General features: G+C 72.6%; 11 protein-coding genes. 2 read left to right on the forward strand and 9 right to left on the reverse strand.

The genetic code is table 11. The features are described 5' to 3' along the window. Positions 1–16 precede the first annotated feature (16 nt). From OHB09_RS08485 to OHB09_RS08500, 4 genes are all read right to left on the reverse strand, one after another. Positions 17–439, reverse strand: coding sequence for a DUF5304 domain-containing protein (locus OHB09_RS08485; RefSeq protein WP_191853215.1), 423 nt, complete (start codon positions 437–439; stop codon positions 17–19). A gap of 313 nt (positions 440–752) precedes the next feature. Then, positions 753–1,967 (reverse strand): ArsA family ATPase, encoded by a 1,215-nt coding sequence (locus OHB09_RS08490; RefSeq protein ID WP_191852889.1) that lies wholly within the window; start codon positions 1,965–1,967, stop codon positions 753–755. A gap of 220 nt (positions 1,968–2,187) precedes the next feature. Continuing rightward, entirely contained in the window at positions 2,188–2,628 is a 441-nt protein-coding gene (locus OHB09_RS08495) for an SRPBCC family protein (protein WP_006143630.1), read from the reverse strand. A 155-nt stretch (positions 2,629–2,783) separates the two neighbouring features. After that, positions 2,784–3,590, reverse strand: a complete 807-nt coding sequence (locus OHB09_RS08500) for a metallophosphoesterase family protein (protein WP_093596058.1) — start codon at positions 3,588–3,590, stop codon at positions 2,784–2,786. A gap of 301 nt (positions 3,591–3,891) precedes the next feature. On the opposite strand from OHB09_RS08500, the gene OHB09_RS08505 reads away from it, so the two are divergent. Further along, positions 3,892–5,688, forward strand: coding sequence for an AMP-dependent synthetase/ligase (locus OHB09_RS08505; RefSeq protein ID WP_328921793.1), 1,797 nt, complete (start codon positions 3,892–3,894; stop codon positions 5,686–5,688). Between the two features lie 160 nt (positions 5,689–5,848). Here the strand turns inward: OHB09_RS08505 and OHB09_RS08510 are convergent, their stop codons facing one another. Continuing rightward, complete coding sequence (locus tag OHB09_RS08510; RefSeq protein WP_006143634.1) at positions 5,849–6,991, reverse strand: glycosyltransferase family 4 protein; 1,143 nt, start codon at positions 6,989–6,991, stop codon at positions 5,849–5,851. Between the two features lie 156 nt (positions 6,992–7,147). Here OHB09_RS08510 and OHB09_RS08515 point away from each other — a divergent pair, with 156 nt between their 5' ends. Continuing rightward, on the forward strand, positions 7,148–8,446 hold the full coding sequence (locus OHB09_RS08515) for a glycosyltransferase family 87 protein (RefSeq protein ID WP_191852892.1): 1,299 nt from the start codon (positions 7,148–7,150) through the stop codon (positions 8,444–8,446). Between the two features lie 82 nt (positions 8,447–8,528). Here the strand turns inward: OHB09_RS08515 and OHB09_RS08520 are convergent, their stop codons facing one another. Genes OHB09_RS08520 through OHB09_RS08535 form a run of 4 tightly spaced genes read right to left on the reverse strand, consistent with a single transcriptional unit; the run spans position 8,529 to position 13,999 of the window. Beyond that, positions 8,529–10,922: a beta-xylosidase/alpha-l-arabinosidase gene (locus tag OHB09_RS08520; RefSeq protein ID WP_006143636.1), complete on the reverse strand. Its 2,394-nt coding sequence runs from the start codon at positions 10,920–10,922 to the stop codon at positions 8,529–8,531. Then, positions 10,919–11,737 (reverse strand): carbohydrate ABC transporter permease, encoded by an 819-nt coding sequence (locus OHB09_RS08525; RefSeq protein ID WP_006143637.1) that lies wholly within the window; start codon positions 11,735–11,737, stop codon positions 10,919–10,921. Before OHB09_RS08525 ends, OHB09_RS08520 begins: the two co-directional genes overlap by 4 nt. After that, positions 11,734–12,690 (reverse strand): carbohydrate ABC transporter permease, encoded by a 957-nt coding sequence (locus OHB09_RS08530; protein ID WP_040896880.1) that lies wholly within the window; start codon positions 12,688–12,690, stop codon positions 11,734–11,736. The genes OHB09_RS08525 and OHB09_RS08530 overlap by 4 nt, the downstream gene beginning before the upstream one ends. 7 nt (positions 12,691–12,697) lie before the next feature. Continuing rightward, entirely contained in the window at positions 12,698–13,999 is a 1,302-nt protein-coding gene (locus tag OHB09_RS08535) for an ABC transporter substrate-binding protein (RefSeq protein ID WP_006143639.1), read from the reverse strand. Positions 14,000–14,020: the final 21 nt, after the last annotated feature.

Below are 14,020 nucleotides of genomic sequence, written 5' to 3' on the forward strand. Positions count from 1 at the left end.
GTACCCGAGGGCGGTGTCACTCCACGTCGATGTGCTCGCCGGGGCCGGGCCCCTCGTCGTCCTTCCGGAGGTCGGTTGCCTGGTCACGGGCGGTCCAGCGGCTCTCCTGCGCCTGGACGGCGCTGCGGTAGGCGGCGAGCAGCTCGGTGCCCGCGGCGGCGAGGTGGTCGAAGACGTCGGGGTTGCGCTCGATGACCGGTTCCACGACCGCGCGGGCCTGCCGCACCACCTGGCCGACCACCTGCTGGGCCGCGCCGGAGGCTGCGGCGCCGAGCAGCGGCGACTGGAGGCCGGAGAGCTTGTCGGCGACGGTGTCGACGAGCCGGCGCAGTTCCTCGGCGGCCGATCCGGGCGGGGCCCCGTACCGCTCCTTGCGGCGGGCCTTCTCCTCGGCGAGGTCCTCGGCGACGGCGGTGGCCCAGGCGTCGGCGTCGCTCACGCGCGGCCGGCCCGTCCCGCCGCCTGGGGCCGGCTCCCGCTCGGCCTCGCGGGCGGTGCCGTCGGTGTCGGCGGTGTTGCCTGCGTCGGCGGTGCCGTCGGCGTCGGCGGTGTTGCCTGCGTCGGCGGTGCCGTCGGCGTCGGCGGTGTTGCCTGCGTTGGCGGTGCTGTCGGCGTTGGCGGTGCTGTCGGCGTTGCCGCCCTTGACACCCTCGTCCCCCTTGTTGCCGTTGCCCTTGTCGGCATCGTCGGCCTCGGGAGGGCGGCGCTCATCGCTCATGGCGGACTCCTGACTGCGTCTCGTCCCTTCGACGTTACCCGAACCGCCCCGGCCACAACGCCGGATCGGGGGCGAACCGGACGCGCAGCTCGCCCTCGCGCAGGGCCGCGCCCACGACGGTGCAGCGGCGCAGCGCGGAGGGGAGCGGAACGATGCGGTCAAGGCGGCCGACGGTGAGGATCAGTTCGTCGCCGCGCCGGACCAGATCCAGTTCCTCCCGCACGGCACCGGGCAGCGGGAGGTGCCAGACGAGGAGGGGGCCGGCACCGTCCCCGTCCACGCCGGCCGGCTCCTCGGTGACGGGCCACTCGACGGCGCCCGGCGGCGCTTCCCGCGGCGCGGGCACGGGGAGGTCCAGCGCGCTCAGGTCCTCGGTGCCGCGCGGATCGCGCCCGAGGTGCGGGACGGCGTGGACGGCGGCGGTGCCGTACGTGTCCCCCCACTCCTCCAGGGTCTTGCGCTGCTGTACGGCGGGGCCGGCCAGCCAGGTGTCCGAACCGGGCTCGGGCAGCACCCGGTTGGCGAGCACGGCGTCCAGGCGCAGGGCGCGCAGGGCGAGCCCGGTGGTCGCGGCGCGCACCGCCTCGGCGCCGGCCGGGCCGGGTTCGGCCACCAGCCAGGCGGTGGTGCCGGGGTCGGCGAGCACGGCCTCGGTCGCGCCGAGGGCCGTGTCCCAGCGGGCGGCGGCCTCGTAGAGCCGCTCGGTGGGCACGGGGACGCCCGCGAGCCGGCCGAGCAACGGCCTCAGCGCGCGGGCGGCCTGCCGCTCCGGCGGCAGCAGCCGGCGCAGATAGCGGCGGAGCTGTTCGGGCAGGGCGAGCAGGGCCAGGGCGTCGGGGGCGGGCGGCAGGTCGACGACGACCAGGTCGTGGTCGTCCGCGTGCGCGGCCTCGCGGAGCGCGCTCAGCAGGGCGAGCGCGGTGGCGCCCGGCAGCGGGGTGAGTTCCTCGGCGTCCAGGCGGGCGGCGCCGAGCAGGTCGAGGGCGGAGGCGGCCCGGGTCTGCAGGGCGAGGAGGTCCTCGCGGAAGCGGGTGTCGGCATCGGGCCGCAGGACGGTGAGGTGCGGCACCCCTGCGACGGGTCGGGGGCTGGCGCCGGTGGCGGTGCCGAGCACGGCACCGGGGGTGTCGGCGGGGTCGGCGGACAGCAGCAACGTGCGGACGCCGAGGCGGGCGGCGCGCAGTGCGGCGCCGGCGGCGACGGTGGTCCGGCCGGAGCCGCCGGGGCCGGTGACGAGGAGGGTGCGCAAAGTGGGGCCCTCGGGCTCGGGACGGATGCGGGTGGCGGGTGCGGAGGGCGGGTGCGGAGGGCGGCTGCCCGGGCGGGTGCGGATACGGGAAGCCTGCCTCGCGCGGCTGCCGCGCACCGCCGGCGGCGGCGGGCGGGCCGCGCGGCGCACCCGCCACCGCGCCGCCCCGCGCGCCCGGCTACCGGCTACCGGCTACCGGCTACCGGCTACCGGCTACCGGCTACCGGCTGGATTCCACCCGCTTCTTGAGGCCGGCCAGGGCCCGGTCGATGATGACCTTCTCCGCCTTGCGCTTGATCATGCCGAGCATCGGGATCTTGACGTCCACGGTGAGCTGGTACGTCACCTCCGTGGCCCCCGTGCCGGCGGGCTTGAGGAGGTAGGAGCCGTCCAGCGAGCGCAGCATCTGCGACTTCACCAGCGTCCAGGAGACCTCGTGCTCGGAGCCCCAGGTGTACGCGAGCACCTGGTCGTCCTTGATCGCGCCCGCGTCCATCACGAGGCGCACCTGCTCCGCGCGCCCCTGTCCGTCCGTCGCGAGGACCTCCGCCTCCTTCACCTCACCCGTCCAGTCCGGGTAGCGGGCGAAGTCGGCGATCACCCCCATGACGTCGGCCGGTGCCGCCTCGATCGTGATGCTCGAGCTGGTGTGTTCCGCCATCGACGTGGCTCCTCCAGATGCGGTCCGGTGAGGGAGGGTGTGCGCGAAAGCGCACGTATGTGCAGCGGAAGGCTACCGCGCGGCGGCGATCTCGTTGCCACCGCGCCTCACGACCGGCCGCACCACCGCTCCCGCTACCGCTCCCACCACCGTCTTCACCACTGAAGGGCCCAGGGCCGTCCGGTCCGCGCGAAGTGGCCCACGTTCACGCATTCCGTGCCGCCGATCCGCATCCGCCGGGCCAGCGGCTGGTGGACGTGGCCGAAGAGCGCGTACCGCGGCCGGGTGCGCCGGATCGCGTCGAGCAGGGCCCGGCTGCCGCGCTCGAAGCGGCGCGCGACCGTGTCGTAGACGAGTTCGGGCACCTCGGGCGGGATGTGGGTGCACAGCACGTCCACCTCGCCCAGGGCCTCGACCTTCGCCGCGTACTCCTCGTCGCCGATCTCGAAGGGCGTCCGCATGGGGGTGCGCAGTCCGCCACCGACGAAGCCGAAGACCCGCCCGCCGATCTCCACCCGCTCGCCGTCGAGGACGCGGGTGCCGGGACCGGCGTATTCCGGCCACAGCGCGGGCATGTCGACATTGCCGTAGGTGGCGTACGTGGGGGTCGGGAAGGCGGCGAAGAGTTCGGCGTACTGCCGCCGGACCGCCGACTCGATGGCAGTGGTTCGGTCGACGTCGAGCGCCTGCCAGAGCGAGGCGCCGAACTCGCGGGCCTCCTCGAAACGGCGGGCGGTGCGCAGCGCGACGACGCGGTCGGCGGCCTCGACGCCGAAGAGGTCGGGGAAGATGCCGCGCGAGTGGTCGGCGTAGTCCTGGAAGAGGATGAGGTCACCCAGGCACACCAGGGCGTCCGCGCCCTCCCCCGCCCGGGCCAGGTCGCGCGCGTTGCCGTGCACGTCGCTGACCACGTGGATCCTGGTCTTGGGGGTTCTGTCGTCACCGCCGGGAGTCCGTGCCATGGTGATCAAGGGTAGGCGGAGCGGAACGCTTGTGAACAGTCCGGGCCGAACCGGCGGTTACTGGCCGGTTCTCTCCCGGCTGCACTACCGTGACCCCGGTGACGCCACGGCGTGTGACACACCGAACATCTCCCCGGGACCCCTGTCCCGGAACCATACCGACGGGTAACGTCCAGGCGGTCCAGTCGTGCACAGGTTTCCGGCCATCGCGTTCGCCGGGTCCCGCGCACCCGCCCCAGCCTTGGACCGCACCGTCGCAGCACGACGTCGTGGCGTCGGTGCCCTATGAGGAGCAGCAGTCTTGCGCGAGTTCAGCCTTCCGGCTCTGTACGAGGTCCCCGCGGACGGCAATCTGACCGACATCGTCCGCAGAAACGCCGCGCAGCATCCCGACGTGGCGGTCATCGCCCGCCGGACGGACAGCGGCTGGCAGGACGTCACGGCGACCGTGTTCCTCGACGAGGTGCGGGCGGCGGCGAAGGGACTGATCGCCTCGGGCGTGCAGCCCGGCGACCGGGTGGGCCTGATGTCCCGTACGCGCTACGAGTGGACGCTGCTGGACTTCGCGATCTGGAGCGCGGGCGCGATCACCGTGCCGGTCTACGAGACCAGCTCCGCCGAGCAGGTGCAGTGGATCCTCGGCGACTCGGGCGCCACCGCCTGCCTCGTGGAGAGCGCGGCGCACGCGGCGGCCGTGGAGTCGGTGCGCGAGGCGCTGCCCGCGCTCAAGCACGTGTGGGGCATCGACGCCGGCGGAGTGGCGGAGCTGGAGCGCCTGGGCCGGGACGTCAGCGACGCCACGGTGGAGGAGCGCTCCTCGCTGGCCCGGGCGGACGACCCGGCGACCATCGTCTACACCAGCGGCACGACGGGCCGCCCCAAGGGCTGCGTCCTCACCCACCGCAGCTTCTTCGCCGAGTGCGGGAACGTGGTGGAGCGGCTGCGCCCGCTGTTCCGCACCGGTGAGTGCTCGGTGCTGCTGTTCCTGCCCCTCGCCCACGTCTTCGGGCGGCTGGTGCAGGTGGCGCCGATGATGGCGCCGATCAAGCTGGGCTGTCTCCCCGACATCAAGAACCTCACCGACGAACTGGCCTCGTTCCGGCCCACGCTGATCCTCGGTGTGCCGCGCGTCTTCGAGAAGGTCTACAACTCGGCGCGCGCCAAGGCACAGGCCGAGGGCAAGGGGAAGATCTTCGACCGGGCGGCCGACACGGCGATCGCCTACAGCCGGGCGCTGGACAGCGCTTCAGGGCCCTCCCTCGGGCTGCGCATCCGGCACGCGGTCTTCGACAAGCTGGTCTACCGCAAGCTGCGGGCGGTGCTCGGCGGGCGCGGCGAGTACGCCATCTCCGGCGGCGCCCCGCTGGGCGAGCGGCTCGGCCACTTCTTCCGCGGCATCGGCTTCACGGTCCTGGAGGGCTACGGCCTGACGGAGTCCTGCGCGGCGACCGCGTTCAACCCCTGGGACCGGCAGAAGATCGGCACGGTCGGACAGCCGCTGCCCGGTTCGGTCGTCCGCATAGCGGACGACGGCGAGGTGCTGCTGCACGGGGAGCACCTGTTCAAGGAGTACTGGAACAACGAGGCGGCGACCGCGGAGGCGCTGGCCGACGGCTGGTTCCACACAGGCGACGTCGGCACCCTCGACGAGGACGGCTATCTGCGGATCACCGGGCGCAAGAAGGAGATCATCGTCACCGCCGGCGGCAAGAACGTCGCCCCCGCGGTGATCGAGGACCGCATCCGGGCGCACGCGCTGGTCGCCGAGTGCATGGTCGTGGGCGACGGGCGGCCGTTCGTGGGCGCCCTGGTCACCCTGGACGAGGAGTTCCTCGGCCGGTGGGCCGCCGAGCACGGGAAGCCCGCCGGGTCCACGGCGTCCTCGCTACGGGAGGACCCGGATCTGCTCGCGGCGGTGCAGAGCGCGGTGGACGACGGGAACGCGGCGGTGTCCAAGGCCGAGTCGGTGCGCAGGTTCCGTGTGCTGCCGGGGCAGTTCACTGAGGAGTCGGGGCACCTGACGCCCTCGCTGAAGCTGAAGCGGGGCGTGGTCGCGAAGGACTTCGCGAGTGAGATCGAGGAGATTTACGCGCGGTGACCCCGGCGGGAGACCGGTCGCGGTGACCGCGGCCGGACCCCGTTCGTGAAGGCCGTGCCCTGGCCGGAAACGGACGGCGGTGACCGCCGCTCCGTGACCGCCGCTCCGTGACCGCCGCTCCGTGACCGCCGCTCCGTGACCGCGGCTCCGGAGAACGGCCCTACAGCAGGGCCCTCAGACGCTCCGCCAGCAGGTCCCAGCGCCACTTCTCCTCGACCCACCGGCGGCCCCGTTCGCCCATGCGGCGCCGCAGTTCCTCGTCGGCGAGGAGCGCGTTGATCCGCTCCGCCGCCTCCGCCGGGGCGCCGCCCCGCACCACCCAGCCCGTCTCGCCGTCGAGCACGGCGTCGGGGGCCCCACCGGAGTCCCCGGCGAGGACGGGCAGGCCCGTCGCGGAGGCCTCCAGGTAGACGATGCCGAGGCCCTCCACGTCCAGTCCGCCGCGCCGGGTCCTGCACGGCATGGCGAAGACGTCGCCGGCGCCGTAGTGCGCGGGCAGTTCCTCCCAGGGCACGGAGCCGGTGAAGCGCACGGAGCCGGCGACGCCCGTCTCGCGCGCGAGGCGGCGCAGGTCCCGTTCGTAGGGGCCGCCACCCACGATCAGCAGCACCGCGTCCGGGTGGGCGGCGAGAACGCGGGGCAGGGCGAGGATCAGCGTGTCCTGCCCCTTGCGCGGCACCAGCCGGGAGACGCACACCACCACGGGCCGGTCGCTCAGCCCCAGCCGGGCCCGGACCTCGGCGCCGCCGGAGCCGGGGTGGAAGGTCTTCTCGTCGACGCCGGGCGGCAGTTGTGTCATCCGCTCCGCGGCGGCAGGGGTGAGCGCGGGGGCGATGCGGGAGCGGGTGTACTCGCCGAGGTAGGTGACCGTGTCCACCGAGTCGCCGATGCGGCGCAGCAGTTGCCGGGAGGCGGGGAGCCTGGCCCAGCCCGCCTCGTGACCGTGCGTGGTGGCCACCAGGCGCTCCGCCCCGGCGCGGCGCAGCGCGGGCGCCATCAGGCCGAGCGGTGCCGCCGCCCCGAACCACACCGAGGTGCAGCCGTGTTCGCGGAGCAGTCCGGCGGCCCTGCGGGTGACGGCGGGCGTCGGGAGCAGCATCGTCGTGCGGTCGCGCACGACGGTGAAGGGCTGCTCGGCGTCGAAGGCGGCCGTCGCCTCCGCCCCTTCCCGGCTCCGCTTCCAGGTGGAGGCGTAGACGACCAGCCGTTCGGGGTCGAGCCGCAGCGCCATGTTGTGCAGGAAGGCCTGGATGCCGCCGGGCCGGGGCGGGAAGTCGTTGGTGACGATCAGGGTCTTGTGCATCGCCGACGACAGTACCGAACGGGCCGTGCGGGGCCCGCCGCCCGGTCGTTTTCCCGCGGCCCCCGGCCCTGCCTCACGGCCGCACCACCGCCCGCCGCGCGATCATGCCCCGGACGGCGGCGGTGACGGACGGACGGGGACGGTGTCTCGGTGGGCATGGCGGGTACGCGGCGGATCACGGTGGCACTGTTCCTCGTCTGGGGTGCGAGCCGTTCCGCCCTGCTGCTGTGCCTGCTGAAGGTGTGGGTGTTCCCGGGCCCGGACGTCACCGGCGATGTGTCGGTGATCTACCGGGGCTGGTACGACGTGCTGCTGACCGGCGGTTTCCCGAGCGGCGACGTCTCCTGGCAGTACCCGCCCGGGGCCGCCCTCGCGGTCCTCTCCCCCGCGCTGCTGCCGTTCCTGTCGTACGCGCACGCCTTCTTCGCCCTCGCGCTCCTGGCCGACCTGGCGGTGCTGGCCCTGCTCCTGTACGCCGGGGCGCGGGACGGCGGCGGGGCGCGCGGGCCGTGGCTGTGGACGCTGGGGCTCGCGCTGCTGGGTCCGACGGTGTACGCCCGCTACGACGTGATGGTGACGGCGGTGGCGGTGGCCGCGCTGGTCGCGGGCGCCCGGCATCCGCGCGCGCTGGGGGTGCTGGCGGCGTGCGGGGCGCTGCTGAAGGTGTGGCCGGCGCTGCTGCTCGCGGGGGCGGTGCGGCGGCGGGCCTGGGGCGCGGCGGCGGTGACGGCGGGCGGGCTCGCCCTGGTGTGCGCACTGGCGATGCCGGGCGCGTTCTCGTTCCTGCGCGCCCAGGGCGGGCGGGGCACGGAGGTGGAGTCGCTCGGGGCGCTCGTCCTGCACGTGGCCCGGCACTTCGGGTGGCAGGGGGAGGTGCTGCTCCATTACGGCTCGGTGGAGTTCCTCGGGCCGTGGGTGGGGACGGTGAGCGCGGGGGCGCTGGGGCTGAGCGTGGCGGGCCTCGGCTGGCTGGTGGTGTGGCGGCTGGCCGCCCGGAGGTTCTCCCCGGCCACGCTCGCGGACGCGGGGTTCGTGGCGGTGCTGGTCTTCACGGTGACGAGCCGGGTGATCAGCCCGCAGTACCTGGTGTGGCTGGTGGGGCTCGCGGCGGTGTGCCTGGGCCGGCGGGGCGCGCGGATGACGGTGCCGGCGGTGCTGGTGCTGCTGGCGTGCCCGGTGACGGTGCTGGAGTTCCCGGTGTACTTCGGGCACGTGGTGGCGAGTGACGGGCTGGGGGTCACCCTGCTGGTGGTGCGCAACGGGCTGCTGGTGTGCGCGACGGTGGGCGCGGCCCGGAGGCTGTGGCGGGACACGGTGCCGGCCGACGAGCGGGTGCTCCCGCCCGCGCCGCGCTTCCCCGCCCTGCCCTCGAGGGACTCGACGGATTCGAGGGGCGCGACGGAATCGAGGGACTCGAGGGACTCCGTCGCCTCGTCCCCTTCGGGCGTCCGCTAGCCCGGTGGGGGGGCGGGTACGGCAAAGGGGGCGGGAGCGAGGAACCGTCCTCGCGCCCGCCCCTCCCCCGCCGTGCCGGCCCCTACTCCGGCGCGATCTCGGCGTGCAGGCGGCGGGTGTGGTCCACCCTCCGCGGCTCGCCCGTCAGGTGGACCGTGGCCGTCAGGCGCGCGTCGGCCGAGGAGGCCGACAGGCGCAGCTCCAGCTCGCCCGGCTCGACGACCCGGTGTCCGTCCCGCCCCGTGAAGGAGGCCACGTCCGCCGGGACGAGGGCCGTCAGCCGCCGGGACTCGCCCGGTGCCAGCGGCACCCGCGCGTACCCGATCAGCCGCTGCACCGGCTGGACCACCGAGGCCACCGGGTCGTGCAGATAGAGCTGCACGACCTCGGTGCCCTCCCGGTCACCGGTGTTGCGCACGGTGAAGGAGAGCCGGAACTCCCCGTCCGTGCCGGTCTCCTCGTTCTCGACGGTGAGGTCGCTCCACGCGAAGTTCGTGTACGACAGCCCGTGGCCGAAGGCGAAGGCCGGGCCGGGGTCGATCGCGGAGACCTCGCTGGCCTGGGCGAGCTTCGCGGCGAGGTAGGTGGAGGGCTGGACGCCCGGTCCGGCGGGGACGCTGACCGGGAGCCGGCCCGAGGGGTTGGTGCGGCCGCTGAGGACGCGGGCGATCGCGGCGGTGCCCTCCTCGCCGGGGAAGAAGGACTGCACGAGGGCGTCGGCCTCCGTGGTGGCCCGGCCGAGCGCGTACGGGCGTCCCGCGAGCAGCGTCAGCACGAGCGGCGTGCCCACGTCGAGCAGCCGGTCGAGGAGGGCCTGCTGCACGCCCGGCAGAGCGAGCGATTCGGCGTCGCAGCCCTCGCCGCTGGTGCCGCGGCCGAACAGCCCGGCGCGGTCGCCGAGCGCGAGGACCACGACGTCGGCCTCGCGGGCGGCGCGCACGGCCGCGGTGAACCCGGAGGTGTCCTCGCCGTCGACGTCGGCGCCGCGCACGGTGACGATCTCGGCGTTCGGGAACTCCCGCACGAGCGCCTCGCGCAGCGTGGGCAGTTCGATGCCGACGGGGGTGTCGGGGTGGTGGACGCCGACGTGCGCCGGGAAGGAGTAGCAGCCGAGCACGGCGTTCGGCTGGTCGGCCTGGGGGCCGATCAGGGCGATCCGGCGGGGCGCGGACAGCGGCAGGACGCCGTTGTTGCCGAGCAGGACGACGGCCCGGTCGGCGATCTCCGCGGCCAGCCGGTGGTTCTCGGAGGAGTCGAGGTCGACCGTGCCGCGCAGTGCCTCGGTGTCGTCGAGGGCGGCCCCGGCGAGGGCCGGCGGCACCGGGTCCCAGTCGGCGTCGAGCAGACCGAGTTCACCCTTCTGGGTGAGCACGCGGCGCAGGGCGCGGTCGAGGAGTTCCTCGGGGAACCTGCCCTCGGCGACGGCCGCGCGCAGCGGCTCGCCGAAGGTCTTGATGCTGGGCAGTTCGACGTCGACGCCGGCCCGCAGCGCGGTGCCCGCGGCCTCGGCCCAGTCGCCGACCGCGCCGTGCAGGGTCTTGAGGAAGGCGATGCCGAAGTAGTCGGCGACGACGGTGCCCGTGAAGCCCCAGGTGTCCCGCAGCAGGCCGGTGAGGAGTTCCTCGTCGGCCGCGGAGGGGATGCCGTCGATGTCGGTGTAGGCGGACATGACGGACCGTGCGCCGCCCTCGCGCAGGGCCATCTCGAACGGCGGCAGCAGCACGTCGGCGCGCTCGCGCGGCCCGAGGGAGACGGGGGCGAGGTTGCGTCCGGCGCGGGAGGCCGAGTAGCCGACGAAGTGCTTGAGGGTGGCGACGATGCCCGCGGACTCCAGGCCCTGGACGTAGGCGGTGGCCACGGTGCCCACGAGGTAGGGGTCCTCGCCGATGGTCTCCTCCACGCGGCCCCAGCGGGCGTCGCGCACCACGTCGAGGACGGGGGCGAGGCCCTGGTGGATGCCGACGGAGGCCATGTCGCGGCCGATGGCGGCGGCCATCTCCCGGATCAGACCCGGGTCGAAGGTGGCGCCCCAGGACAGCGGCACCGGGTAGGCGGTGGCCCGCCAGGCGGCGAAGCCGGCCAGGCACTCCTCGTGGGCGAGGGCGGGGATGCCGAAGCGGTTGGCGGCGGCGATGCGCTGCTGGGTGCGCAGCAGGGAGAGCGCGCCGAGCGCCGGGTCGACGGGGGCGGTGCCGAAGGGGCGGGTGAGCTGCCCGAGACCCGAGGGGAGCAGCGCGTCGAGGTCGACGGCCTCCTCCATGTCGTGCTGGTGCGGGGCGACTTCACCTCCCTCGTTGGAGGCACCGACCCAGACGCCCACGAGCTGGGCGATCTTCTCCTCGACGGTCATGGCCTCGATCAGGGCGGTGACCCGGGTGTCGAGATCCTGACCGCTGTCCTGCCAGACCGGCGGGGTGGGGGTGGTGGGAGTGGTCGGGGTGACGGGGGTTGTCTCAACAGCCACGTTGGCGGTCACTTTCCTCCGACGCCCATGAGGCCCTGGACGAGGGCCCGGCGGGCGAACAGGTAGACGAGCAGGATCGGCACCATGGACATGAACACCGCGGCGAGCGTGCCGGGGACGTTGATGCCGTGCTCGGTTTGGAAGTTGTACAGACCCAGGGTGATGACCTTGGTGGAGTCGGACTGGGTCAGTACGAGGGGGAACAGGAAGCCGTTCCAGGCCTGCAGCGCGGAGAACACCACGATGGTGGAGATGCCGCCCTTGGACAGGGGCAGCACCAGTTGCAGGAACATCCGGCGCGGCGAGGCGCCGTCCACGGCCATGGCCTCGAAGAGTTCGTGCCCGATGTCGCGCATCGCACCGCTGAGGATCAGCGTGGAGATGGGCAGGCAGAACGCGGCGGTGGGCAGGATGACACCGATCAGGTTGTCGTACAGCCCGGCCTCGCTGATCAGGTAGAACATCGGCACGATCACCGCCTGGGCGGGGATGGCGAGGCCCAGCAGGAACAGCCGGAAGACCCCCGAGGCGACGCGCGACCGGCTGCGGACGACGGCGTACGCGAGCGGCGGCACCAGCACGACGACGATGCCGACCACGGCCACGGTGACGATCAGCGTGTTGACGAAGAACTGTCCGAAGCCCTCGTCGAAGGCGCCCGAGTAGTTCTCGAAGGTGAAGTGCTCCGGCCAGGAGAGCGGGCTGCCCTTGGCGTAGTCGCCCTTGCTCTGCACGGTCGCGGACAGCATGACGTACAGCGGCAGGGCGACGATGATCAGCCATGCGACGGCGGCCACGCCGGCCAGGTAGTTGGGGCGTCGCCTCATGACACACCCTCCATGGTGGAGCGCATCTTGTCGTAGCCGGAGAGGCGCACGACGATCAGCGAGATGATCGTGGCCGCGACGACCAGGAGAAGCGCGATGACGGCGCCCGCACCGAAGTCGAAGCTCTTGAAGGCCTTTTGGTACATGTAGTAGGCACTGATGGTGGTGTCGGTGCCGGGTCCGCCCTGGGTCAGGATGAGGACGGTCTCGAAGGTGGTGAGGCCGCCGACGACCATGAGGATCATCGAGGTGATGATCGAGTTGCGCAGCTGGGGCAGCGTGATGTGGAAGAACTGCCGCACCCGGCCGGCGCCGTCGATCTCGGCGGCCTGGTAGAGCACCTGCGGGATGGCCCGTGCGGCGCCCTGGTAGATCAGGCTGTGCAGCGGGGTGAACTGCCAGGTGCTGACGAAGGCGAGGACACCGATGGCGGTGGTCTGCTTGCCGAACAGGTTGCCGTCGCCGAACAGCCAGGTCGCCTCGGAGGGGATGCCGAAGTTCGGGTCGAGCAGCGCCCGCCACAGCACCGAGACGGCGGTGGAGGACAGCAGCAGCGGCACGAAGTAGACGGCGGAGATCACGGCGCGGTTGCGCTGCGTGCCGGCCGCCCAGACGCCGATCAAAATGCTGAGCGGGGTCTGCAGGACCACGCCGAGCACGGTGAGCAGCAGGGTCAGCCAGATGCTCTTGATCATGACCGGGTCGTCGAAGACCCGGTTCCAGTTGTCGAGGCCGACCCACTCGGGGTCGCCGATGCCGCCCCAGCTCATGAAGGACAGGGCCGCCACGGCGAGCAGCGGGAGGATGGCGAAGAGGACGAAGAAGATCGTGGCGGGGACCGCCCAGGCGAAGCCCGGGCGGCCCACGTCCGCGCTCTGCGCGCCCCGGGCCCGGCCGCTCTTGCGGCCGGAGCTCTTCACGGGGGCGGCTGCGCGTGTCAGCTGTGTCGTCATGGTGTGCTCAGGCGGTCGGCAGGGCCTGCATGGCCTTGATGAATCCGTCGACGTCCAGCGATCCGTTGAAGAACTGCTGCACGGCCTGGTGCATCTGCTCGCTCGCCGACTGCGGGTACGCCTGGTCCCACGAGAGCTGGAAGGACGGGGCCTTCTTCACCAGGTCGAACTGGTAGCGCGCGTACTTCGGGTCGGCCGCGGTGTCGAGGAACTTCTCGGTGTTCGTCGTCGTCGGCAGGTTGCCGATGGCGAGCTGCTGCTTGATGAACTTGTCGGAGTACATCAGCTTGAGGAACTTGGCGACGGCCTCGGGATGCTTGGTCTTCTTCATCACCGAGTAGTAGTTGTTCGTGTTGCCGACGACGTTCGCCGGGTCGCCCTTGCCGCCGTCGATCGTCGGGAAGGAGTTGTAGCCGAGGTCCTTCTCGGCGAACTCCTTGGCGTTCTCCTGCTGCTGGGAGTAGTACCAGGAGCCCATCAGCTCGTAGCCGGCCTTGCCGCGCGCGACCAGCGCGGGCGAACCGCCGTCGGTGTACTTCACCGAGTCGTAGTTGGTGCCGAAGGCGCCGGTGTCGACGAGCTCCTTGAGCTTGTTGAGGGCCTTCTTGCTGTCCTCGCTCGCCCAGGCGTCCTTGTCGCCGCCGACGGCCTTCTCCAGCAGGTCGGGGCCGGCGATGCGGTCGTAGAGGTACTCGAACCACATCAGGGTCGGCCACTGGTCACCGCCGCCGAGGGCGATCGGGGTGACGCCCGACTTCTTCAGCTTCTTGACCGAGTCGATCAGCTCGTCCCAGGTCTTGGGGGCCTTCGTGCCGGCGTCCTTCAGCACCTTGTCGTTGCTGAAGAGCAGCACGGGCTGGGTGCCGCGCATCGGGACGCCGTAGGACTTGCCGTCGACCTGCGCGGCGTTGAAGACGCTCGGCAGGAAGGCCGACTTCAGCTTGGGGTCGTCCTTGATGAAGTCGTCCAGCGGCATCAGCAGGCCGGCCTTGACGAAGGGCTGGATGCTGCCGGCGCCCCAGTTGTAGAAGACGTCGGGGGCCTGCGGGGTGTTGATGATGGTCTGGAGCTTCTGCTGGTACGTCGCACCGGGGATGGTGTCGAGGACCGCCTTGACCTTGGAGGTCTTGTTGAATTCGGCGACGACCGCCTTCTCCACCTTGTTGGTGGCGTCCCCGTAGACCAGTACGTGGATCTTCCCGTCACTGGAACCCGAACCGCCGTCGTCCCCGCACGCGGAGAGTGAAAGCGCCATGCCCAAGGTCACACCGCCGACGAGCATGCGGGAGAACCGAGTACGTGTCCGCATCACCCACCCCTTTTCGAAAGT

Source organism: Streptomyces griseoaurantiacus (assembly GCF_036189845.1).
GTDB lineage: Bacteria > Actinomycetota > Actinomycetes > Streptomycetales > Streptomycetaceae > Streptomyces > Streptomyces griseoaurantiacus.